At 61.2% G+C, this 22,670-nt stretch carries 18 protein-coding genes and 2 riboswitches; of the genes, 9 read left to right on the forward strand and 9 right to left on the reverse strand.

Annotation, left to right across the window (positions count from 1 at the left end; translation table 11 throughout):
* Position 1: 1 nt before the first annotated feature.
* Positions 2-1,063, reverse strand: a complete 1,062-nt coding sequence (gene cobW, locus ACA046_RS18665) for a cobalamin biosynthesis protein CobW (protein ID WP_497674658.1) — start codon at positions 1,061-1,063, stop codon at positions 2-4.
* 93 nt (positions 1,064-1,156) lie between these two features.
* A riboswitch (cobalamin riboswitch) is annotated at positions 1,157-1,358 on the reverse strand.
* On the reverse strand, positions 1,355-1,873 hold the full coding sequence (locus ACA046_RS18670; RefSeq protein WP_497674659.1) for a winged helix-turn-helix transcriptional regulator: 519 nt from the start codon (positions 1,871-1,873) through the stop codon (positions 1,355-1,357). Its footprint overlaps the riboswitch before it by 4 nt.
* Positions 1,874-1,986: 113 nt before the next feature.
* On the opposite strand from ACA046_RS18670, the gene fabF reads away from it, so the two are divergent.
* The 5 genes from fabF (at position 1,987) to cobM (ending at position 5,719) form a co-directional block, all read left to right on the forward strand.
* Positions 1,987-3,255: a beta-ketoacyl-ACP synthase II gene (fabF, locus tag ACA046_RS18675; RefSeq protein ID WP_459021461.1), complete on the forward strand. Its 1,269-nt coding sequence runs from the start codon at positions 1,987-1,989 to the stop codon at positions 3,253-3,255.
* A gap of 36 nt (positions 3,256-3,291) precedes the next feature.
* Positions 3,292-3,507: riboswitch (cobalamin riboswitch) on the forward strand.
* 95 nt (positions 3,508-3,602) lie between these two features.
* Positions 3,603-3,791, forward strand: a complete 189-nt coding sequence (locus ACA046_RS18680) for a CbtB domain-containing protein (protein WP_003217883.1) — start codon at positions 3,603-3,605, stop codon at positions 3,789-3,791.
* 11 nt (positions 3,792-3,802) lie between these two features.
* Complete coding sequence (locus ACA046_RS18685) at positions 3,803-4,501, forward strand: CbtA family protein (protein WP_497674660.1); 699 nt, start codon at positions 3,803-3,805, stop codon at positions 4,499-4,501.
* Positions 4,498-4,890, forward strand: a complete 393-nt coding sequence (locus ACA046_RS18690; protein ID WP_497674661.1) for a cobalamin biosynthesis protein — start codon at positions 4,498-4,500, stop codon at positions 4,888-4,890. Before ACA046_RS18685 ends, ACA046_RS18690 begins: the two co-directional genes overlap by 4 nt.
* Positions 4,891-4,972: 82 nt before the next feature.
* Positions 4,973-5,719 (forward strand): precorrin-4 C(11)-methyltransferase, encoded by a 747-nt coding sequence (gene cobM, locus ACA046_RS18695; RefSeq protein WP_497674662.1) that lies wholly within the window; start codon positions 4,973-4,975, stop codon positions 5,717-5,719.
* 954 nt (positions 5,720-6,673) lie between these two features.
* Here the strand turns inward: cobM and nfuA are convergent.
* The 3 genes from nfuA to ACA046_RS18710 form a co-directional block, all read right to left on the reverse strand.
* Positions 6,674-7,258, reverse strand: a complete 585-nt coding sequence (gene nfuA, locus ACA046_RS18700) for a Fe-S biogenesis protein NfuA (RefSeq protein WP_003210817.1) — start codon at positions 7,256-7,258, stop codon at positions 6,674-6,676.
* A gap of 59 nt (positions 7,259-7,317) precedes the next feature.
* Positions 7,318-8,340, reverse strand: a complete 1,023-nt coding sequence (locus ACA046_RS18705) for an acyltransferase family protein (RefSeq protein WP_497674663.1) — start codon at positions 8,338-8,340, stop codon at positions 7,318-7,320.
* 81 nt (positions 8,341-8,421) lie between these two features.
* Entirely contained in the window at positions 8,422-10,713 is a 2,292-nt protein-coding gene (locus ACA046_RS18710; protein ID WP_497674664.1) for a fatty acid cis/trans isomerase, read from the reverse strand.
* Between the two features lie 164 nt (positions 10,714-10,877).
* Between ACA046_RS18710 and metH the strand changes: the two genes are divergently transcribed.
* Together metH and ACA046_RS18720 are read left to right on the forward strand one after the other, a co-directional pair.
* On the forward strand, positions 10,878-14,588 hold the full coding sequence (gene metH / locus ACA046_RS18715) for a methionine synthase (protein ID WP_497674665.1): 3,711 nt from the start codon (positions 10,878-10,880) through the stop codon (positions 14,586-14,588).
* Between the two features lie 47 nt (positions 14,589-14,635).
* The gene (locus ACA046_RS18720) at positions 14,636-14,854 is read left to right on the forward strand and encodes a DUF2970 domain-containing protein (RefSeq protein ID WP_076014869.1); all 219 of its coding nucleotides are present in this window, start codon (positions 14,636-14,638) and stop codon (positions 14,852-14,854) included.
* A 6-nt stretch (positions 14,855-14,860) separates the two neighbouring features.
* Here the strand turns inward: ACA046_RS18720 and ACA046_RS18725 are convergent, their stop codons facing one another.
* Positions 14,861-15,940: an ABC transporter substrate-binding protein gene (locus ACA046_RS18725; RefSeq protein ID WP_497674666.1), complete on the reverse strand. Its 1,080-nt coding sequence runs from the start codon at positions 15,938-15,940 to the stop codon at positions 14,861-14,863.
* A gap of 450 nt (positions 15,941-16,390) precedes the next feature.
* Here ACA046_RS18725 and ACA046_RS18730 point away from each other — a divergent pair, with 450 nt between their 5' ends.
* Positions 16,391-18,049 carry a nitrite/sulfite reductase gene (locus ACA046_RS18730; protein WP_421525142.1) on the forward strand — a complete coding sequence of 553 codons (1,659 nt, stop codon included), beginning with the start codon at positions 16,391-16,393 and terminating at the stop codon, positions 18,047-18,049.
* Positions 18,033-18,527 carry a DUF934 domain-containing protein gene (locus ACA046_RS18735; protein ID WP_003210798.1) on the forward strand — a complete coding sequence of 165 codons (495 nt, stop codon included), beginning with the start codon at positions 18,033-18,035 and terminating at the stop codon, positions 18,525-18,527. Before ACA046_RS18730 ends, ACA046_RS18735 begins: the two co-directional genes overlap by 17 nt.
* Before the next feature lie 45 nt (positions 18,528-18,572).
* Here ACA046_RS18735 and ACA046_RS18740 read toward each other — a convergent pair whose 3' ends face one another.
* From ACA046_RS18740 to ACA046_RS18750, 3 genes are all read right to left on the reverse strand, one after another.
* On the reverse strand, positions 18,573-20,219 hold the full coding sequence (locus ACA046_RS18740) for a SulP family inorganic anion transporter (RefSeq protein ID WP_497674667.1): 1,647 nt from the start codon (positions 20,217-20,219) through the stop codon (positions 18,573-18,575).
* An 80-nt stretch (positions 20,220-20,299) separates the two neighbouring features.
* A complete protein-coding gene (locus ACA046_RS18745) occupies positions 20,300-21,577 on the reverse strand; it encodes a serine/threonine transporter (RefSeq protein ID WP_497674668.1) in 1,278 nt (425 codons plus the stop codon).
* 638 nt (positions 21,578-22,215) lie between these two features.
* Positions 22,216-22,446, reverse strand: a complete 231-nt coding sequence (locus ACA046_RS18750; protein WP_497674669.1) for a hypothetical protein — start codon at positions 22,444-22,446, stop codon at positions 22,216-22,218.
* Positions 22,447-22,670: the final 224 nt, after the last annotated feature.

Raw genomic sequence — 22,670 nt, forward strand, 5'->3', positions numbered from 1 at the left:
GTTAAACGCTGAGGGCGGCGCGCAGTTGCGCTTCGAGCAAGGCGGCGTCCAGTTCCTGGCCGATCAGCACCAGGTGCGTGGCGCGCGGCTCATCGGCGCGCCAAGCGCGGTCGAAGTGCTTGTCGAAACGCGTGCCCACGCCCTGGATCAGCAGGCGCATCGGTTTGTTCGGGATCGCGGCGAAACCCTTGACCCGCAGGATGCCGTGCTTGACCACCAGTTGGGTCAGGGCGTCCAGCAGCAGGCTTTCGTCGGCCTGGGGCAGTTCGATGGAGATGGAGTCGAAAGCATCGTGATCGTGGTCGTCTTCACCTTCGTGGTGATGATCGTGATGGCTGTGGCGACCGTCGATGTGTTCTTCGGAGCCCGCGCCCAGGCCGATCAACACTTCCAGCGGCAGGCGACCGCTGCTGGCTTCGATGATTTTGACCGCTGGCGGCAGCTCTTCTGCCACTTCCAGGCGCACGCGGGCCAGGTCTTCAGGGCTGATCAGGTCGGACTTGTTGAGGATCACCAGGTCGGCGCTGGCCAGTTGGTCGGCGAACAGCTCGTGCAGCGGCGATTCGTGGTCCAGGTTCGGGTCGAGTTTGCGCTGGGCGTCGACCTGGTCCGGGAAGGCCGCGAAAGTGCCAGCGGCCACGGCTGGACTGTCGACCACGGTGATCACGGCGTCAACGGTGCAGGCGCTGCGGATTTCCGGCCACTGGAACGCCTGAACCAAGGGTTTTGGCAGGGCCAGGCCCGAGGTTTCGATCAGGATATGGTCGAGGTCGCCGCGGCGGGCCACCAGTTCACGCATGACAGGGAAGAACTCTTCCTGGACCGTGCAGCACAGGCAGCCATTGGCCAATTCGTAGACGCGGCCGTTGGCTTCTTCTTCGGTGCAGCCGATGGAGCATTGCTTGAGGATTTCACCGTCAATGCCTAGCTCGCCGAACTCGTTGACGATCACCGCGATGCGGCGCCCCTGGGCGTTGTCCAGCATGTGACGCAGCAAGGTGGTCTTGCCCGAGCCGAGGAAGCCGGTAACGATGGTGACGGGGAGTTTGGCCAGTGTTTTCATCGGATGCCCTTTGGGGCGGGCATACGGGACGAGTGGCCCTGCGCGGGTGCGCAGAAGCAGAATTCGCCACCGGATCACCCCGCCCGGTTGAAGTAGAAAATCGGTTGCGAGGCAGGTCTCCTGGCTTGGGGCTTGCCGGCGGTGAGGCCGGCGCTGGCTGCGCCTTCCCGCCTTGTTCAGGCAGTGGCGTGGCAGTCAGATAAACCCTTTACAGTTGCGGGGGCAGCCGCGGCATTGACCGCGTTCCCTTCTTAGCTTCGGCCTGGGCCGAAGAACCTCGAAGGTGCAAGGCTACGCAGTGCGCGGGGACGGGTCAATGTCCGAGCGTTTGGCGCGAAGCAGCGCCAGGCGCTCCAGCATGCCGTCGCTGGCGGCAGGCCCAGCTTGAACGCTGCACTGCTCGACGGACACGCGCGCGCCGTCGGCATCCACCACCGCCACTTCCACCGGGCGCCGGGTTTTGCGGTCGACCAACTGCAGGCTTTCACCTTCGGTAGCGAAGTGGCGATTGCCCCAGCCGATGAACGCCATGATCACTACCCGGAAATCCTCGCCGACCGGCGTCGGCACGTACTCGAAACGTGGCGGCCGCTCGCTGTATTGGCGGCGCTCCAGCAGCCCCGCTTCCACCAGGCTGTTGAGCCGGCGCGTGAGCATGTTCGGGGCAATCTCCAGGCTTTGGGAGAACTCGTCAAAGCGCCGCAAGCCTTGCAGCGCGTCGCGCATGATCAGGATGCTCCACCACTCGCCTACCCTTTCCACTCCACGGGCTACCGGGCATTCGGCGTTCACCAGCGACTTACGTTGCATTGCAGTTCCTCTGTGGGGCGGCCCCGGAAATTTAAGCTATCGAATGTTACTTTCATAATGATAGCTTCGTCCATGCAGTGCTACCAACCTGAAATTTGCGGAGCTAAGCGATCATGAGTAAGCGAATTGTTGTGACCGGCATGGGCGCAGTGACCCCGCTGGGAACCGGCGTGGAACAGACCTGGAAACGTTTGTTGGCAGGTGAATCCGGGATCCGCAGGCTGCCCGAGGCATTGGTCGGCGACCTGGCAATCAGCATCGGCGGCCAGGTGTTGGACCGCAACCAGGACCCTGAAGCCGGCTTTGACCCGGACACTGTCATCCCGGCGAAAGAACAGCGCAAGATGGACCGATTTATCGTGTTTGCCCTGGCCGCCGCCCAGGAAGCCCTGGCGCAGGCCGGCTGGCGTCCGCAAACGGCAGCGCAGCAGGAACGTACCGCGACCATTATCGCTTCCGGCGTGGGGGGGTTCCCGGCGATTGCAGAAGCCGTGCGCACCGCTGACAGCAAAGGGCCACGGCGCCTGTCGCCGTTCACGATTCCGTCATTCCTCGGCAATATGGCGGCCGGGCATGTGTCGATCCAGCATCAACTGAAAGGCCCGCTGGGCTCGCCTGTCACCGCGTGCGCCGCCGGCGTACAGGCCATTGGTGATGCCGCTCGGATGATCCGCGCTGGCGAAATCGACATCGCCGTGTGTGGCGGCGCTGAAGCCTGCATCCACCGGGTCAGCCTCGGCGGTTTCGCGGCGGCGCGTGCGCTGTCCAGCGATTACAACGACACGCCGGCACTGGCTTCGCGCCCGTTCGATCAAGGCCGCGATGGGTTTGTGATGGGCGAAGGTGCCGGGCTGTTGGTCATCGAGGAGCTGGAACATGCGCTGGCTCGCGGCGCCACGCCCATCGCGGAACTGGTGGGCTATGGCACCAGTGCTGATGCGTATCACATGACATCGGGACCGGAAGATGGCTCAGGTGCGCGCCGGGCGATGGAGATCGCGATTGCGCAAGCAGGGATCAGCGCCGCACAGATCCAGCACTTGAACGCCCATGCCACGTCGACCCCCGTAGGTGACAACGGCGAGCTGGCGGCGATCAATACGCTGTTCGGTGCAAATGCCAGCGTCGCGATCAGCGCCACCAAGTCGGCGACCGGCCATCTGTTGGGCGCCGCGGGCGGGATCGAGGCGATCTTCACTGTGCTCGCCCTGCGCGACCAGATTGCCCCGGCCACCCTCAACCTGGACAACCCGGACCCCGCTGCCGAAGGGCTGGATATGGTCCGAGGCCAAGCCCGGCCGTTACCGATTGAATACGCGATATCCAATGGATTTGGCTTTGGTGGCGTGAATGCCAGTGTGTTGTTCAAACGCTGGGGTTAACGCGGCGATTTGACGCCCATCGCCCGCCCATGCTCTCCTACACATCTTGTTTCGGGTGCCCTTCACAGGGTGAAACGGGAAACCGGTGAGTCATGTTCCTTTACTCAAGGGCGTGACGAGTCCGGTGCTGCCCCCGCAACGGTAAGCGAGTGAAGCGTCAAATCCACTGTGCCTCCAGGGCATGGGAAGGTGATGCTTTCAAGGCCCAGGCCCCTCGCAAGCCCGGAGACCGGCCCGAAAAAATCAGATAACAAACCCGCGGTGGGCGGGCGCTGTTCAGAACCCTGCGTGCCTGGCTCGCGGGGTTTTCATGCGCTCGTGCACCCTGAACCCTGAAGGGACGCGCCATGTCGATCATCAGCAGCACCGCCTCTACCGCCAGCACCACTGCCACCCTGAGCCAACGCCTGACCGCCGCCATCGGCGCGTCGATCCTCGGCGCGTGCCTGGTGTATTTCGCCGGTTTCTCGCACATCGAAGCGGTGCACAACGCCGCCCACGATACCCGCCACAGCGCCGCGTTCCCGTGCCACTGAGACCTGCCGACATGATCAAGCGTATTGCCAAAACCGCAGGTTTCACCGGTCTTCTGGCCGCCTTGCTGCTGACCTTGCTGCAAAGCTTCTGGGTTGCCCCACTGATTCTGCAGGCGGAAACCTTCGAAAAGGCCCCCGTGGCCACCGAAGTGCATGAGCATACCGGCGCTGCGGCCCACAGCCACGACGCCGAAGCCTGGGAGCCGGAAGATGGCTGGCAGCGTGTGCTGTCGACCACGGGCGGTAACCTGGTGGTTGCCGTGGGTTTTGCCCTGATGCTTGCCGGCCTGTACACCTTGCGTGCACCGACCCGCACGGCCCAAGGCCTGCTGTGGGGCCTGGCCGGTTACGCCACCTTTGTGTTGGCGCCGACCCTGGGCTTGCCGCCTGAATTGCCGGGCACTGCGGCTGCAGACCTGGCGCAACGGCAAATCTGGTGGATCGGCACCGCCGGCTCCACCGCTGCCGGTATCGCGCTGATCGTATTCGGTCGCAACTGGCTGCTGAAAGTCCTGGGCGTGGCGATCCTGGCGGTGCCTCATGTGATTGGCGCACCACAGCCGGAAGTCCACTCGATGCTGGCGCCGGAAGCCCTGGAAGCTCAGTTCAAGATTGCCTCGCAGTTGACCAACGTTGCCTTCTGGCTGGCGCTGGGGCTGATCAGTGCCTGGTTGTTTCGCCGTAACCGTGATGGTCAGTATTCGGCATGATCCTGGCGGTTGGCCTGGGGTGCCAGCGGGGGTGTTCTGTCGACGCCCTGCTTGACCTGTTCAATGCCGCCCTCGCCGAGGGTGGCATTGAGCGCCAGCGCATCACTGCGCTGGCCAGTATTGATCGCAAAGAGGATGAGCCGGGGCTGCTGGAATTGGCCCTGGCGCTGAAGCTGCCGCTGACGTTTTTCAGTGCGGGGCAACTGGTGTCTTATGAAGGTCAATTGAGCCATAAATCAGAAACTGTTTTTGCGCACACCGGCTGCTATGGCATCGCTGAAAGTGCCGCCTTGGCCCTGGCAGAACACCTGTCCCAACGCCCTGCTACTCTGCTGATCGCCCGCAAAAAAACCGCCCAGGCCACCTTTGCATTGGCTTGCGCCGGCTGAATTCCCGATAATCGTCAGCTTTGATCATGAGCAATCTTCATCTGGAGGGCTGCTCGCGTGCTTTTTTCACAGGAATGAATCCATGACTGTCTTTTTCATCGGCGCCGGTCCAGGTGACCCGGAACTGATCACCGTCAAGGGGCAGCGGCTGATTCGCAGTTGCCCGGTGATCATCTATGCGGGTTCGCTGGTGCCAGCGGCGGTGCTTGAGGGGCATCAGGCGGAGCTGGTGGTTAACAGTGCGGAGCTGCATCTGGAGCAGATCATTGGGTTGATCAAGACGGCCCATGAGAAAGGCCAGGATGTGGCGCGGGTGCATTCCGGGGATCCGAGTTTGTACGGGGCGATTGGGGAGCAGATTCGGCTGTTGCGGGAGCTGGGGATTGGGTTTCAGATCATTCCCGGGGTTACGGCGGTGGCGGCGTGTGCGGCGTTGTTGGAGGCTGAGCTGACGTTGCCGGACATCGCGCAGAGTGTGATTTTGACGCGGTATGCGGATAAGACGGCGATGCCTGAGGGTGAGGCGTTCAGTAGTTTGGCGCAGCATGGGACGACCATGGCGATTCATCTGGGGGTGAATCATCTGGAGAAGATCGTGGCTGAGTTGGTGCCTCACTATGGGGAGGATTGTCCGATTGCGGTGGTGCATCGGGCGACCTGGCCGGATCAGGATTGGGCCATTGGTACGCTGGCGGATATTGCCGGGAAAGTGGCGGCCAAGGGGTTTCGGCGTACGGCGTTGATTGTGGTGGGTCGGGTTTTGGCCAGTGACAGTTTTAGTGAGTCGTCGTTGTATCGCGCGGGGCATGCGCATTTGTATCGGCCCTGAGGGGGTTGGTGGGCATATCCGTTATTTTTGTAACGGCCGCCTATGGTTCCGCTCTTACAGCGGCTCACTTTTGAACAGCGCAAAAGTAAGCAAAACGCTCTTGCCCCACCACTCGGCACCTCGCTTGGGCTCGGTGTGCCCTCACTCCGGCAGCACGAAGCGGGCCACCGCGACGGGGCGTCCCTGCCCCGTCGCGGCTAAACCGGCGTCCTGCCGGTTTACCCGCTCCGTACTGCCTGCGTTCGGCCAGCGTGGTTTAACGGGGCGCCTAAGATCAAGATCAAAAGCAGATCAACAGCACAGCGGCCTACAGGCCGGCTTGAGTGTGGTGAAGCAACAGCAACAGCAGAATCAAAAGCTAAAGCGGGCACGGTCCAAATGTGGGAGCGGGCTTGCTCGCGAAGGTCGTTAACGATGATGTGGGCATCCTGATTCAACGCGGCGGTCTCAGGTTTTCGCGAGCAAGCTCGCTCCTACAGGAAAGCAGCTTTGTTTTTGCTTTTAACACTCAAGCCGGCCGGTAGGCCTCTGTGCTCTTGCTTTTGATCTGCTTTTGATCTTGATCTGCGGGCCCCGTCAACCACGATGGCCGCAAGCAGGCACGGTGGAGCGGGTAAATCGGCAGGGAAGCCGATTTAGCCGCGCCGGGCCATGGATGGCCCGTCGCGGCGGCCCGCGGAGCCGAGCCGGAGTGCGGGCATGCCGAGCCTAAGCGAGGCACCGAGTGGTGGGGCAAAGACCTTTTGGTTACTTTTGGCTGGGCCGGCATTCCGGGCGTTTGCCAAAAGTGACCCGCTGTAAGAGCGGAACCATAAGCAGCCGTTACCGCAGCAACGGATATGTACACAATGCAACTAACCTAAAACCTCACAAACACCACGCAACCCACTGAATAAAAAGCAAAAAAAACGGCGCTCACGAGGCGCCGTTTTTCCACATCCGCAGCGAACACCCTTAGTAGTAGGCGTTTTCTTTCTGCGTATGGTCAGTCACATCCCGCACACCCTTGAGCTCCGGAACCCGCTCAAGCAGCGTACGCTCAATACCCTCACGCAAGGTCACGTCCGCCTGGCCACAGCCCTGGCAACCGCCACCAAACTTCAACACAGCAATACCATCATCAACCACATCAATCAGGCTCACCTGACCACCGTGGCTGGCCAGCCCGGGATTAATCTCGGTCTGCAGGTAATAGTTGATGCGCTCGTTAATCGGGCTATCCGCATTAACGTTCGGCACCTTGGCGTTCGGCGCCTTGATGGTCAGTTGGCCACCCATGCGATCAGTGGCGTAATCAACCACCGCATCGTCAAGGAACGCTTCGCTGAACGCATCGATATACGCCGTGAAGCTTTTCAGCCCCAACGCCGTATCTTCAGGTTTTTCTTCTCCCGGCTTGCAGTAGGCAATGCACGTCTCTGCGTACTGGGTGCCGGGCTGGGTGATAAAGACGCGGATCCCGATGCCCGGGGTGTTCTGCTTCGACAGCAGATCAGCCAGGTAATCGTGGGCGGCGTCGGTAATGGTTATGGCGGTCATGGAAACTCCTCGCAGGCTTGCCGGCAGTTTACGCCAAATTATTACCGAGGTACAAAGTCCTAGTATTTTTGTCGGGAAAGCATCAACCGTTCGTCGCGATCAAACCAGCCTTTGAGCCGACGATAACTGCCCTTTTCCAACCAGTGATAGCTGGCCAGCGACCCAAGGGCGATCAGCACCACACACATACCGAGCATCACGTAGGCGTTAACCCCGTAACGCTGGGCGACAAAACCACCGGCCGACAGCACCAGCACGTGCATCAAATAGACCGAGTAGGAACAATCCCCCATCACCTTGAGCAGTCGGCTGCGCTCGAAATAGCGCTCCATCGAAATACAGGCCACCACCAGCACCGCGCTCGGCAAGCCCCAGGTCAGGGCCCGTGGCGATGCCGGCCAGTGATAAATCGCCAGCAACACGCCGGCAATACCCGCCAGCGGCAGCCACAGGCCGGGGCGAATCCAGCCCTTGCGGTACAGCATGCCGATGCCAATCCCCAGCAAGAACTCGTACACGATGTCCGAACGATAGAAATCGCTGATCCAGCCAAACGACGTCCACGCTTGGCACACCGCGAACAACAACGCGCCCACCACCAGCACCCGCCACTGCCGGCGAAACAGCAGCGCCCAGGCAAACAGCACGTAGAAGAGCATTTCGTAGTTCAGGGTCCAGCCGACATTCAAGGTCGGGTACACGCCATAACCACCGGGATTTTCGGAAGGTATAAACAGCAATGACATCAACACATGAGCGGCATCGACGCTCTGGTCCGGCAACACCGGCCGGGCAAACACCACCAGCAGCGCCATCAGCACCGTGTAGAACCAGTACGCCGGGACGATCCGCAGCAGGCGATACAGCAGGAATCGCCAGGGCGGCAGCTGTTTGTTCTCGGTGGAGAGGAAGATCACCAGGCCGCTGATGACGAAGAACACGTCCACGCCCGCCGCGCCCTTGTCGACAAACAGGTGCCCCAGCGCCGAGTCGGCCTGGAAGCCAAAGAAAATCTGCATGAAGTGATGACCCACCACGGTCCAGGCCGCCAGGGCGCGCAGTGCCTGTACTGAAATCAACATCGTCGACCCGCTCTCCCAACCATCGACACCGATTATTCAGGTGCCTCTGGCTTGGGACAGCCGTCGACGGTCAAAGGTCGATCAAAGATTCTCGTAGCGGTTCATGTCCAGAACGCCCTCTTCCAGCGGCGTGGTTTCGTGGAGGTACTGCGACAGGTCGTGGAAGTACTGCCAGAACTGCGGATGGCTGCGGCGAATGCCCCAACGGTCGACAATCTTCTCGAAGCGATTGGCGTCCTTGGCATTCTCCATGGCGGCGACAAACTCCGGTACCTGCTGCGCCGGAATGTTGAACATGAAGTTCGGATAGCTGCTCAGCACCCCGGGATAGAGGGTCACGGTGTCCAGGCCGGGCTGATAGCGATAAGCCTCACCGAGCATGAAGGCCACGTTGCTGTGGGCGCGGTTGCGCAGCAGGCTGTAGATCTCACGTTTGCCGCTGCGGGTTTCGATGCGCAGCATGGTCGCTTCCGGCAACTGGTCGATCACCTTGAGCCCCGCCGCCGGGCGATTGGTCAGGCGGCTCAGGGCCTGTTCGGCGTCCTGCAGCGCCGAGTCGATGCCGGGACGCGAGCAATAAGCGCTGATGCAACGGTTAATCGGGTCCGGGCTGGCGTTCAGGTCGCCGTAACGGACCAGCAACTGGTTGGCGAAGTCGCGCTTGGGGTCTTTTTCATCGAGGGTCAGGCCAGTGGGCTTGTCATCGTCAATGGCTTCATAGTCCATCCACAGCTTGACCTTGCCGCTGTTCTGGTACCAATCGTCGAGGAAATCATCCCGCGAGTCCGCCGGCATCAAACGCAGGAAGTTCTGCTCGGCGCCGTTGCGGATCAGGTCGAAATACAAGCGCGTCTGGGCCTGATGGGAGACGTTGCCGAATACATCGAAATTCACCGCCAGCTGGTAATAGGTGCGCTCCAGCAGCGGGTAGTCGAACAGCCACATCGTTTGCGGCACTTCGCCGATCAAGCCCTTGGTCACCGAGGCGCTGTCGAAGTGGCGGAAGATGCTCAGCAAGGCGTTATCGTTGCCCGCCCACAGGGACGCCCAGCTCGGCGGTGGCAGGTCGGCATAGCTGTCTCGGCGCAGCGCTTCGTATTCGTTGCGCTTGTCACGGTATTTAAGCCACAGGCTGAGCACGCTGCCCACATCGTCAATCTGCCCCGGCATCGCCAGCAACGGCGTGGCCTGGCCGCGGTAGCGGGCATCGGTGATGTACAGGTCGTGGTCAGGGTCCTGGAACAGGGTCCAGAAGTTGTCGCGGATTACGTCCGTGGCGATTTGGCCCCGGCATACCGGCCCACGAATGAAGGTGCGTACGAAGTATTCGGCGTTATCCAGCATGAACTGGTAGCGCGCCTTGACCGGAATCGCCTCGAAAGTCTCGAACGGGTTGGCCCGCCGGCCCGGCCCGTAGCCCGGCAAGGCGTTCACCTGCCAGTCATCGGTGTAGAACAGCGACTTGATGCGGGCCATTTTTTCGGCGCTGAACGGGTAGCTGATGTGGGTTTTGTGCACGATCACACCCTGCACCGGCCACAGGCGGTAGTACACCTGGGTGCCCGGGTCGTCGTTGGGGCGACGGGTGTTTATCAGGTCGATCGGCTGCCCGCTCGGGGTGCGCGAACGCACCCACTGGAAGAAATGCCCCGGCTCGCCACCTTGAAAGTAGATGTGGGCGAGGAACAGGTGCTCGAACAACCAGCGCGCCACCAGGCTTTCCCGGGCGCCGGGCTGGTTGAACAGGTTTTCCCATTGCTGCACTTGCAGGGCTTCCTTGGCACTCGGGGCCAGGCCTTGTTCGTCGATCGGTGCACCCGAGGCCAGCCAGCGCTGCAAGGTTTGGTACTGCTGGTCGGTCAGGCCGGTGACCGCCAGGGGCATGCCTTCCTTGGGATGACTACCTGCGTAGGCGTTGAACTCCCCCGGCATCGGGCAGGTGTTTTCGCGGTTCAGGCCCAGCACGATGTCGTCAGGCAGCTTGGCATTGGGCTGCAACGGTGCGTTATGCCCCAACTCCAGCATGCGCGCCATCAGTGCGGCCTGGCTGCCCTGGGCGTCCAGTACCGAGTAGAAACCCTTCTGCTGCCACGCGGCCTTGCCGAAGGCGTCATAGAACAAACGGGTGGGCTGGCTGGCCTGGCTGCGTTCGCCGTCGTACACCGGCACTTTGGTCGCGCCACGTGCGGCGCCTTCAGCACTGCCGAGGTTTAGCTGGCAGGCCGAGTCATAGCAGGCGTGGCAGGCCACACACTTCTCGGTGAAGATCGGCTGAATATCACGGGTATAAGAGATCGCCGGAGCGGGACCTTCTGCCTGTGCGGTAATAGCGACCAGCGCAAAAACGGCGCTGACGATGAGGCGAAGTGACATGTTCCCGGTCCCGGTTCGATGCGTACGGTGAAAAACCTGGCGATTCTACCGATGTAACATCCCCGACAACATGAGCGATATTCATGCAAACCCGGCACATGCTCTAAAGGCGCACAGGTTTGTTATGATCTTCGCCCTCCGTAATACCTGACCAGAGTAGTCCCATGCCCGATCGTAGCGCTCGTCTGCAAGCCCTCCACCAAGCCCTCAAGGAACGCATCCTGATCCTCGACGGCGGCATGGGCACGATGATCCAGAGCTATAAGCTGGAAGAGCAGGACTACCGTGGCAAACGCTTCGCCGACTGGCCGAGCGACGTCAAGGGCAATAACGACCTGCTGGTGATCACCCGTCCGGACGTGATCGGCGGCATCGAAAAAGCCTACCTGGATGCCGGCGCCGACATTCTGGAAACCAACACCTTCAACGCCACGCGCATTTCCATGGCCGACTACGGCATGGAAGACCTAGCCTACGAATTAAACGTAGAAGGCGCACGCCTCGCGCGCAAGATCGCCGACGCCAAGACCCTCGAAAACCCGGCCAAGCCGCGTTTCGTCGCCGGCGTGCTCGGCCCCACCAGCCGTACGTGCTCGCTGTCGCCCGATGTGAACAATCCCGGCTACCGCAATGTGACCTTCGATGAGCTGGTGGAAAACTACACCGAAGCCACCAAGGGCCTGATCGAGGGCGGCGCCGACCTGATCCTGATCGAAACCATTTTCGACACCCTCAACGCCAAGGCCGCGATTTTCGCCGTACAGGGCGTGTTCGAGGAGTTGAACGTCGAGCTGCCGATCATGATCTCCGGCACCATCACCGACGCCTCCGGCCGCACCCTGTCGGGCCAGACCACCGAAGCCTTCTGGAACTCGGTCAGCCACGCCAAGCCGCTGTCTGTGGGCCTGAACTGTGCCCTGGGTGCGAGCGAGTTGCGCCCGTACCTGGAAGAGCTGTCGAACAAGGCCAACACTCACGTTTCCGCCCACCCGAACGCCGGCCTGCCCAACGAATTCGGCGAGTACGACGAACTGCCGTCGGAAACCGCCAAGGTCATCGAAGAGTTCGCCCAGAGCGGCTTCCTGAACATCGTCGGTGGTTGCTGCGGCACCACGCCGGGCCACATCGAAGCCATCGCCAAGGCCGTGGCCGGTTACGCACCGCGCCCGATACCGGACATTCCCAAGGCCTGCCGCCTGTCTGGCCTGGAACCGTTCACCATCGACCGCAGCTCGTTGTTCGTCAACGTCGGCGAGCGCACCAACATCACCGGCTCCGCCCGCTTCGCCCGTTTGATCCGTGAAGACAACTACACCGAAGCCCTGGAAGTCGCCCTGCAGCAGGTGGAAGCCGGCGCCCAGGTGATCGACATCAACATGGACGAAGGCATGCTGGATTCGAAGAAGGCCATGGTGACCTTCCTCAACCTGATTGCCGGCGAGCCGGACATCTCCCGCGTGCCGATCATGATCGACTCCTCCAAGTGGGAAGTGATCGAGGCCGGCCTGAAGTGCATTCAGGGCAAGGGCATCGTCAACTCCATCAGCATGAAGGAAGGCGTGGAGCAGTTCATTCACCACGCCAAGCTGTGCAAGCGTTACGGCGCGGCGGTGGTGGTAATGGCGTTCGACGAAGCCGGCCAGGCCGACACCGAAGCGCGCAAGAAAGAAATCTGCAAACGCTCCTACGACATCCTGGTGAATGAAGTCGGCTTCCCGCCGGAAGACATCATCTTCGACCCGAACATCTTCGCGGTCGCCACCGGTATCGAAGAGCACAACAACTACGCCGTCGACTTCATCAATGCCTGCGCCTACATCCGCGACGAGCTGCCGTATGCGCTGACTTCCGGCGGCGTGTCCAACGTGTCGTTCTCGTTCCGTGGCAATAACCCGGTGCGTGAAGCGATCCACTCGGTGTTCCTGCTGTACGCGATCCGCAACGGCTTGACCATGGGTATTGTCAACGCCGGCCAGCTGGAGATCTACGATCAGATCCCGGCCGAGCTGCGCGACGCGGTGGAAGACGTGGTGCTCAACCGCACCCCGGAAGGCACCGACGCCCTCCTCGCCATTGCCGACAAGTACAAAGGCGACGGCAGCGTCAAGGAAGCCGAGACTGAGGAATGGCGTGGCTGGGAAGTCAACAAGCGCTTGGAACACGCGCTGGTCAAGGGCATCACCACCCACATCGTTGAAGACACCGAGGAATCCCGGCAGTCGTTCAAGCGCCCGATCGAGGTGATTGAAGGCCCGTTGATGTCCGGCATGAACATCGTCGGCGACCTGTTCGGCGCCGGCAAAATGTTCCTGCCCCAGGTGGTGAAATCCGCCCGGGTGATGAAGCAGGCCGTGGCCCACTTGATTCCGTTTATCGAGCTGGAAAAAGGCGACAAGCCGGAAGCCAAGGGCAAGATCCTGATGGCCACGGTGAAGGGCGACGTGCACGACATCGGCAAGAACATCGTTGGCGTGGTGCTGGGTTGCAACGGCTATGACATCGTCGACCTGGGCGTGATGGTCCCGGCCGAGAAAATCCTGCAGGTGGCCAAGGAACAGAAGTGCGACATCATCGGCCTGTCCGGGCTGATCACCCCGTCCCTGGACGAGATGGTGCACGTCGCCCGCGAGATGCAGCGCCAGGATTTCCACCTGCCGCTGATGATCGGTGGCGCCACCACCTCCAAGGCCCACACGGCGGTGAAGATCGAGCCGAAATACAGCAACGACGCGGTGATCTACGTCACCGACGCCTCCCGCGCCGTGGGCGTGGCAACGCAGTTGCTGTCGAAGGAATTGAAGCCGGCGTTCGTTGAAAAAACCCGCCTGGAATACATCGACGTTCGCGAGCGCACCGCCAACCGCAGCGCCCGCACCGAACGCCTGAGCTACCCGGCCGCCATCGCCAAGAAGCCACAGTTCGACTGGAGCAGCTACACGCCAGTCAAGCCGACGTTTACCGGTGCCCGGGTGCTGGACAATATCGACCTCAACGTCCTGGCCGAGTACATCGACTGGACGCCGTTCTTTATCTCCTGGGACCTGGCCGGCAAGTTCCCGCGCATCCTCACCGATGAAGTCGTGGGTGAAGCCGCGACCTCGCTGTACGCCGACGCCCAGGAAATGCTCAAGAAGCTGATCGACGAAAAACTCATCAGCGCCCGCGCCGTGTTCGGCTTCTGGCCGACCAACCAGGTGCAGGACGATGACCTGGAAGTCTATGGCGACGATGGCCAGCCGATTGCCAAGCTGCACCACCTGCGCCAGCAAATCATCAAGACCGACGGCAAGCAGAACTTCTCCCTGGCCGACTTCGTCGCGCCTAAAGACAGCGGCGTGACCGACTACATCGGTGGCTTTATCACCACCGCCGGCATCGGCGCTGAAGAAGTCGCGAAGGCTTACCAGGACGCTGGCGACGACTACAACTCGATCATGGTTAAAGCGTTGGCCGACCGCCTGGCCGAGGCGTGCGCCGAGTGGCTGCACCAGCAAGTGCGTAAAGAACACTGGGGCTACGCCAAGGACGAAGTGCTGGATAACGAAGCACTGATCAAGGAGCAATACAGCGGTATCCGCCCTGCCCCGGGCTACCCGGCGTGCCCGGATCACACCGAGAAGGCCCAGTTGTTCCAACTGCTGGACCCTGAAGCCCGCGAAATGCAGGCCGGCCGCAGCGGCGTGTTCCTCACCGAGCACTACGCGATGTTCCCGGCAGCGGCAGTCAGTGGCTGGTATTTCGCTCACCCGCAGGCGCAGTACTTTGCGGTGGGCAAGATCGACAAGGACCAGGTGGCGAGCTACACCGCCCGCAAGGACCAGGACCTGAACGTGACCGAACGCTGGCTGGCACCGAACCTGGGTTACGACAACTAATTGCTGGATTGACTATGCTGTCCATACACACCTTCACTGGGGGATGTATGGACGATCCAGCCAACCACAAGCCACCGACGTTCTGGCAAATGCTCCACAGCGTGATGGCCGCCGCCTTCGGCGTGCAAAGCGGGAAAAACCGTGCCCGCGACTTCACCCACGGTAAGCCCAGCCACTTTGTAGTGCTGGGCATCCTGTTCACCGCCGTCTTTGCCTTGACCCTGTTTGGCATCGTCAAGCTGGTGTTGCACCTGGCCGGTGTTTGAACCCGGTCAATGCATCAGCAGTTGCAGGCTGAACGGGTAACGGTAATCCGCCGGCTTGCCCTGCGCTGACAGCGCGCGAAAATCCACCCCGTAATCCTCGCGCCCATGCACCTGCAATAGCTGGGCGGCGAGGGCCGGGTCGATCAATTGAAACAGCCCGAGTTTGCGCTCACGCCCGCCATGCCCGGCCATGTCCAGCCCCAAGGCATCGTCATGCACCACCACCATCGCCCAGCCGCCGACAGTAAAGTGCCCAGCCACCAAGGCACTGAGCCGGCCATCGAGCCGTGCCTGGAGGGCTTCAGGCGAGCTGTTGACCGCGCTGAACAACACGTCCTTTCCCGGCGTGCGCCCGTCTTCTTGCAGCGCATCCATCGCGCCCAGCGCCATCTCGTCATTGGCTGACCACACAAGTGCCGTCTGCGGGTAGCGCTTGAACAACTGCGTGGCCTGCTCGAAGGCGCGTTGGCGGCTCCATTCGCCATACACCAGCTGGCGCAGGCGCACCTGGGGGTAATCCACCAGCGCCCGGCGCAGGCCCTCCTCACGCAGTTGCGCCGCAGGGGTGGTCTTGGCGCCGGAGAACGCCAGCAGGTCAAGTGTCTGGCCTTCGGTAACCGGGCCATGCAGGCGCAGCAGTTCCTTGAGCATCAGGTAGCCGGCTTCTTTATCGTTGGCCACCATGCTGCCGATCCAGTTGGGGTATTTGCCGGCATCCAGCAGTTGAGTCTGGTCGGCGGTCAGGGCGTTATTGACGATCAGCAGCTTGACCCCGCTGCCCTGGGACAGGCGCAGGATCTGTGGCGCGATGTACTGCTCGTTGACCAGCACCAGGTAGTCCGGACGGTCTGTTCCTTGCAACGCCTCACGGGCCTGCACCAGTGTGGCCTCGGGGTTGCGCTCGGAATAGCGCACACGCAAATCCAGGCCGAGGTCCCTGGCGGCGGCCTGCATGAATTGCGCGTAGCTGACCCAGAAGGCCTCAGTCGAATTGCCAGGGTTGAGAAACACCACCGACGTCGCCTGGGCAACAGCCCAGAACGGCATGCTCAGCACCAGCAAGCACTTGCAGAGAACCTTCAACATCGTTTTCTGAGCCCTTGGAAATGACGGCCCATGATAATGGCATCGGGCCGATCAATCTCGGCTAATTGCCGATTGTCGGGCAGCAGGGCTCGGTAACGTCCTTTTATTGATGGCTGACCCAGAACACGGCAGTGGAAACCACCAAGATAATCAAGAACAGAATGGCCCAGGCATCGACACTGCTGTCACTTTTGCGGGCTTTGGTCGGATTGCTCATAGCATCGCCTCTTGTCGGTTTTATAGGTGATTGCATAAAGACACGAGCACAGTAAAGATCATGATTGCCCGCATGACAAATGTGGGTATCGCGATAACAGTTCTCATTAGTCGATTTGGTTATTTGCATATACTCAAACATCACTTTTGCGCATAAACGCAAACTGGTATCGTGCGCCGGCTCCGTTGGGAGTGCGCGGCCGTGCGCGCAGATTTGCCGAGAACAGGACCTATATGTACGTATACGACGAATACGATCAGCGCATCATCGAGGACCGCGTCAAGCAGTTCCGTGATCAGACCCGACGCTATCTGGCAGGCGAACTGAGCGAAGAAGAGTTCCGCCCTCTGCGCCTGCAAAATGGCCTTTATGTTCAGCGCTTTGCGCCGATGCTGCGGGTTGCCGTGCCTTATGGCCAACTGACTTCCCGTCAGACGCGCATGATGGCCAAGATTGCCCGCGACTTCGACAAGGGCTACGCCCACATCAGTACCCGCCAGAACGTGCAGTTCAACTGGCCGGCCCTGGAAGACGTGCCGGACATCCTGGCTGAATTGGCCACCGTGCAGATGCACGCCATTCAGACCAGCGGTAACTGCCTGCGCAACGTCACCACCGACCAGTTCGCCGGCGTCGCCGCTGACGAGCTGATCGACCCGCGCCCGTGGTGTGAAATCGTCCGTCAATGGACCACCTTCCACCCGGAATTCGCCTACCTGCCACGCAAGTTCAAGATCGCCATCAACGGCTCGACCTCGGACCGCGCAGCCATCGAAGTGCACGATATCGGCCTGGAGCCCGTGCATAACGCTGCTGGCGAGCTGGGCTTCCGTGTTCTCGTCGGCGGTGGCCTTGGCCGTACGCCGGTGGTCGGTGCGTTCATCAACGAATTCCTGCCGTGGCAGGACCTGTTGAGCTACCTCGACGCGATCCTGCGGGTCTACAACCGCTACGGCCGTCGTGACAACAAGTACAAGGCCCGGATCAAGATCCTGGTCAAAGCGCTGACCCCTGAGGTGTTTGCCCAGAAGGTCGACGCCGAGATGGAGCACCTGCGCGGCGGCCAGACCACCCTGACCGAAGCCGAAGTGCACCGCGTCGCCAAACATTTCGTCGACCCGGACTACAAGGCCCTGAGCAATCAGGACGCCGAGTTGGCCGAGCTCGACCAGCAGCACCCGGGTTTCGCCCGCTGGCGCACCCGCAACACCCTGGCCCACAAAAAGCCGGGCTATGTGGCCGTGACCCTGTCGCTGAAACCTACCGGTGTTGCACCGGGCGATATCACCGACAAGCAACTGGACGGCGTCGCCGATCTGGCCGAGCGTTACAGCTTCGGCCAACTGCGCACCTCCCACGAGCAGAACATCATCCTCGCCGACGTCGAACAGTCTCAGCTGTTCACCCTGTGGGGCGAGTTGCGCGAGCAGGGTTTTGCCACGCCGAACATCGGCTTGCTGACCGACATCATCTGCTGCCCGGGCGGCGACTTCTGCTCCCTGGCCAACGCCAAGTCGATCCCGATTGCCGAATCGATCCAGCGCCGTTTCGACGACCTGGACTACCTGTTCGACATCGGCGAACTGGACCTGAACATCTCCGGTTGCATGAACGCCTGTGGTCACCACCACGTCGGCCACATCGGCATCCTGGGCGTGGACAAGAAAGGCGAAGAATTCTACCAAGTGTCCCTGGGTGGCAGCGCCAGCCGCGATGCGAGCCTGGGCAAGATCCTCGGCCCGTCCTTCGCCCAGGAAGCCATGCCTGACGTGATCGGCAAGCTGATCGATGTGTACGTTGAACAGCGCACCGAAGATGAGCGTTTCATCGACACCTACCAGCGCATCGGCATTGACCTGTTCAAGGAGCGCGTCTATGCAGCGAATCATTAAGAACAACGAAGTCCTCGACGAAACCTGGCACCTGCTGCCCAAGGACGCGAGCTTCGATGGCATCTCCAACTGCGACGACCTGATCGTGCCGCTGGCCCTGTGGCGCGAGCACGCTCACGCCCTCAAGGCCCGCGACGGCGGCCTGGGTGTGTGGCTGGACGCCGATGAAGAAGCCGAAGAGATCGGTGATGACGTGGAGCACTTCCAGGTCATCGCCCTGAACTTCCCGGCCTTCACCGACGGTCGCAACTACTCCAACGCCCGCCTGCTGCGTGACCGTTATGGTTACAAGGGCGAGCTGCGCGCGATTGGTGATGTGCTGCGCGACCAGTTGTTCTACCTGCGCCGTTGCGGGTTCGATGCCTTCGCCTTGCGCGCAGACAAAGACCCGTATGAAGCGCTGGAAAGCCTCAAGGATTTCTCGGTGACGTACCAGGCCGCGACGGATGAACCGTTGCCGTTGTTCCGCCGCCGTTAAGCCTCGCTTCAATAAAAAGCCCCGACTAGTCGGGGCTTTTTGCATTCAGGCGGTGGGTTGCAAGGCGAGTTGCACCGCACCATCGACACTCAACCCGCTGATCAGCACCTGCGGCGCGCACGCTTCAGGCAACGTCTGCAACACCTCCTGCGCCTCATGCCGTACGCGGGCCAGCACCAGGCACTTGCCCTCCCCTTGCACCTGGACGAAAAACGCCTGCAACGCCTCAATGCTGGTGCCATCGAGGTCAGGCGATTCTTCCAGGCTAAGCACCACCGTGTGCACCGGTAACGTAGCGTGCCGCATCAGGCTCAACACCGCCCCCAGCACTCGCTCGGCATTCGCAAAGAACAGCGCTTCGCTGGGCCGCACGATCAGAACACCCGGGATCTGTTCGGCGCTCGGGTGATGCAGCAAGTCGACAAAATCATGCCCACCGTCAATGCGCCCCAGCTCACGCACATCCGCCGACGACATCTGGCGCAGCATCAACACCACGCTGATGCCAACCGCCACCAGCAGACCGTCCAGCACGCCGAGCACCAACACCGCCGCCACCGCGCAAATCACCAGCAACCGGTCGCGCCGCCAGGAGAAATAGCGGCCCAAGGGTTGCAGGCTCAAGCCCCGACCCAAGGCGTAGATAACGATGGCGGCGAGCACCGGCTCCGGCGTCAGTGCAACTAACGGCAGCACTGTAAGGACAATCAGCAACACCACCAGCGCCGCGACCGCCCCCGCCAGTCGGGAATTGGCGCCCGCTGCCTCATTGGCCGACGTCGCCGAATAACCGGCGCCTGTGGGCATGCCCTGAAACAACCCGGACAACAGGTTGGCGGCCCCCAGCGCCAGCAGGTCACGGTTGGATGACACGCGATCGCCATGCTTGAGGGCGAATGAGCTGATGGAGCCGTAGGACTCGGCGTAAAGAATCATCACCATGGCAAACGCCAGCTCCCCCAGGCGCAGCCAGTCGGCGAACGGCAATACCGGAAGGTGCGCAAACTCCAGGTGCAGGTCGATCACACCGATCAATGCCACGCCATGGGCCTGCAAATCCAGCCACTGGCCGGCGGCTATCCCGAGGATCACCACCAGCAATCCGCCCGGCAGGCGCCGGACCCGCGCGCACAGCCACAGCAAGAGCAATGCGACACCCGCGACTGCTGCGGCGGCCCAGTTCCAACGAGGCAGTTGCTCCAGGAGTTGGGGCAGGAAGCGAATCAGGTTGTTATCGGTCAGGTGTACGCCCACCACGCTGGCCAGTTGCTTGAGGATGATCGTCAACGCCAACCCGAAGGCAAAGCCACGCAGCACCGGCTTGGCGATAAACGAGGTCAGCCCGCCCAGCTTGAGCAACCCGGCCAGCAGGAAAAACGCCCCGGTCACCATTACCAGGCCCATTGCCAGGCTCGACCTGAGTGTCGGGTCGTCCCCCGCCAGCGTCGCGGTGGCTGCCGCCAGCACCGCTGCCGAGGATGACGTGGCGGAGACGATCGCGAAGCGGCTGGTACCGAACAGGCCGTAGCACAGTAACCCGGCGAACAAGGCGATCACGCCTGCCTGGGGCGGCAACGCGGCGATGCTGGAATAGGCCACGGCCTCGGGCAGCAGCAAGCCGGCGATGGACAGGCCGGCCAGCAAGTCTTGTGCACGGTTCGGCGTGGAGTCGCTCTCAGGCTTGATGTTCAATCCCTAATTCCCTGGCAAAAAAAACGGCCAATCCGCAGTCTGCGAATTGGCCGTGATCATTGCACTGAAACCGGGTGCTGTCAGGACATCAGCGAGTAAATCAGCGCGGTAATCGCCACCAGGCCCACCGCCGTCACAAACACGTTGGACGCCTGGCCACGGTACTTGGCCATCGCCGGTACCTTGCGGATCGCGTACATCGGCATCAGGAACAGGATCGACGCAATGATCGGCCCGCCCAGGGTCTCGATCATGCCGAGGATGCTCGGGTTGAGAGTGGCGACGATCCAGCACACCACCAGCATGAAGGCAGCCGTCATGCGGTCCAGGGTCTTGGCAGCCGGACGACGGCCGCTTTTGAGCACCAGGCCCTTGAGGCCTTCACTGGCGCCGATGTAGTGGCCCAGGAACGACTTGGCAATCGCCACAAACGCGATCAGCGGCGCGGCGAACGCGATGGTCGGGTTGCTGAAGTGGTTCGCCAGGTACGACAGGATCGACAGGTTCTGCGCCTTGGCTTCGGCCAACTGCGCCGGGGACAGGGTCAGGACGCAACTGAACACGAAGAACAGCACCATCACCACCATCAGGATGTGCGCCCGGGACAGGATCTGCGAGCTGCGCTCTTCCGCGTGTTCGCCGTACTGGCGCTTCTGGTCCACCGCGAAGGCCGAGATGATCGGCGAGTGGTTGAACGAGAACACCATCACCGGAATTGCCAGCCATAGAGTATGCAGCAGCGCCGACGGGGCCGGCACGGTACTGGCGGTGCTGAGGATGCCGCCATTCCAGTGCGGCACCAGGTACACGGCCAGGAACAGCAACGCCACGATAAACGGATACACCATCAGGCTCATGGCCTTGACGATCACCTGCTCGCCGCAACGCACCACGGCCAGCAGGCCGAGGATCAGCACCAGCGACAGGATCGCCCGCGGCGGCGGCGCGATGTGCAGTTGATGCTCCATGAAGCTGCTGACAGTGTTGGTCAGCGCCACGCTGTAGATCAGCAGGATCGGGAAGATCGCGAAGAAGTACAGCAAGGTAATCGCGGCACCGGCCTTGAGGCCGAAGTGTTCCTCGACCACGTCGGTGATGTCCGAGCCTTCACGGCCCGAGAGTACAAAGCGGGTCAGGCCACGGTGAGCGAAAAACGTCATCGGGAACGCCAGCAGCGCGAGGATCACCAACGGCCAGAAGCCGCCAAGGCCCGCGTTGATCGGCAGGAACAAGGTGCCGGCGCCGATGGCCGTACCGAACAGCCCGAGCATCCAGGTGGTGTCCTGGCGGCTCCAGCTTGTGAGGGTTGCAGGTGTCGTTGCGTAGCGTTCGTCGACACTATTGGCCTGATCATTCATCCGTTCGGATCTCCGCATTCACTCAGTCGGGGCGAGTCAGAAAAACCTGACAGGCAGCGCCGCGACCGAAACAGGGGCGCGATTGTCCGGGATTCGCTTGAATAAGCAAAGACTTAGCTGAGGAATGGTTGTGCAGAGCAGGTGATTGGAGAGGCGGTGCATTGAGTGATTTTCGTTTTTTACCCAGCCCATCAAGAGGTTCGCACCTCGACTCACGGCGAAATTGAAGGTCTTTGCTTCATCGCTATCATCACGTCTATTCGCACGGGTGAAAAAACCGTGCTGCAGTGATCGAATGCGCGTATGAATTGCAGCACTACCTTTCCGAGGTAAAAGACGTTGTGGTCGAGCATGTCCACATGATGTGTCCTCCGACGGTCAGCGGTCGAAGTGAATGGGCCCTTGAGAAGCTTGAGAGCATCGTTGTCTTTCAGGGGGCGCAACTAACGCAAACGCGGTTGTTTACCGAACCGCCATCGCGAGCTACATGCTCGGGGACCTAGATTTGCGGAAAAAAGAGTTCACGGGTTTTGTACTCGCCTCAGCATCTCCAAAACCCCACACCATCGCGTGGGCTGGAAAGGCTCCAAGGCGATAGCGGCGGCCTCTACGGCCCTCTATGGCGGAAGTAGCCGATCTTAGGACCGGCACTGGCAGAAAACGTCCAGCCGCTGGTTATCACATTCAAAACTGGCAGAGGTGTCCGGCGTGGATTCGCTCAATGCCTTCTGAAATACACCGGCATGATCGAAGCGCTCCTTTGGATCATTCTGCAATGCTTGCACGAGGATGTTTGCAGGCCACTCTTCGGAAGACTCAACCTGAGCCTGAATACTTGCAACGTATGCGGCGTCGAGCTTCAAAAGCATCGGCCAGGCCTGAAGCAAATGCCAACCCGTCAGCCCTGTGCGAAGACATCACGACGGAATGGTGTACTGCCTTCCATCGCGGTGTCCTGGTCTTCCTGTAGTGCGATAGCACCGGTGCTCAGCAAAAAGGTCCTGTCCGGTTTATTCGCCGATCACACTCCGACACCCTAAAGGGCACAACTCACAACCAACGAATTTAGGCCATCGCAGAAACACTCGGCTCT

It is taken from the genome of Pseudomonas sp. LBUM1641 (genome assembly GCF_059716235.1).

What these genes read in the sequence shown, in the direction of transcription:
- cobW (WP_497674658.1), bottom strand. Translation starts at nt 1,063, where the DNA reads ATGAAAACACTGGCCAAACTCCCCGTCACCATCGTTACCGGCTTCCTC.
- ACA046_RS18670 (WP_497674659.1), bottom strand. Translation starts at nt 1,873, where the DNA reads ATGCAACGTAAGTCGCTGGTGAACGCCGAATGCCCGGTAGCCCGTGGA.
- fabF (WP_459021461.1), top strand. Translation starts at nt 1,987, where the DNA reads ATGAGTAAGCGAATTGTTGTGACCGGCATGGGCGCAGTGACCCCGCTG.
- ACA046_RS18680 (WP_003217883.1), top strand. Translation starts at nt 3,603, where the DNA reads ATGTCGATCATCAGCAGCACCGCCTCTACCGCCAGCACCACTGCCACC.
- ACA046_RS18685 (WP_497674660.1), top strand. Translation starts at nt 3,803, where the DNA reads ATGATCAAGCGTATTGCCAAAACCGCAGGTTTCACCGGTCTTCTGGCC.
- ACA046_RS18690 (WP_497674661.1), top strand. Translation starts at nt 4,498, where the DNA reads ATGATCCTGGCGGTTGGCCTGGGGTGCCAGCGGGGGTGTTCTGTCGAC.
- cobM (WP_497674662.1), top strand. Translation starts at nt 4,973, where the DNA reads ATGACTGTCTTTTTCATCGGCGCCGGTCCAGGTGACCCGGAACTGATC.
- nfuA (WP_003210817.1), bottom strand. Translation starts at nt 7,258, where the DNA reads ATGACCGCCATAACCATTACCGACGCCGCCCACGATTACCTGGCTGAT.
- ACA046_RS18705 (WP_497674663.1), bottom strand. Translation starts at nt 8,340, where the DNA reads ATGTTGATTTCAGTACAGGCACTGCGCGCCCTGGCGGCCTGGACCGTG.
- ACA046_RS18710 (WP_497674664.1), bottom strand. Translation starts at nt 10,713, where the DNA reads ATGTCACTTCGCCTCATCGTCAGCGCCGTTTTTGCGCTGGTCGCTATT.
- metH (WP_497674665.1), top strand. Translation starts at nt 10,878, where the DNA reads ATGCCCGATCGTAGCGCTCGTCTGCAAGCCCTCCACCAAGCCCTCAAG.
- ACA046_RS18720 (WP_076014869.1), top strand. Translation starts at nt 14,636, where the DNA reads ATGGACGATCCAGCCAACCACAAGCCACCGACGTTCTGGCAAATGCTC.
- ACA046_RS18725 (WP_497674666.1), bottom strand. Translation starts at nt 15,940, where the DNA reads ATGTTGAAGGTTCTCTGCAAGTGCTTGCTGGTGCTGAGCATGCCGTTC.
- ACA046_RS18730 (WP_421525142.1), top strand. Translation starts at nt 16,391, where the DNA reads ATGTACGTATACGACGAATACGATCAGCGCATCATCGAGGACCGCGTC.
- ACA046_RS18735 (WP_003210798.1), top strand. Translation starts at nt 18,033, where the DNA reads ATGCAGCGAATCATTAAGAACAACGAAGTCCTCGACGAAACCTGGCAC.
- ACA046_RS18745 (WP_497674668.1), bottom strand. Translation starts at nt 21,577, where the DNA reads ATGAATGATCAGGCCAATAGTGTCGACGAACGCTACGCAACGACACCT.
- ACA046_RS18750 (WP_497674669.1), bottom strand. Translation starts at nt 22,446, where the DNA reads ATGCTTTTGAAGCTCGACGCCGCATACGTTGCAAGTATTCAGGCTCAG.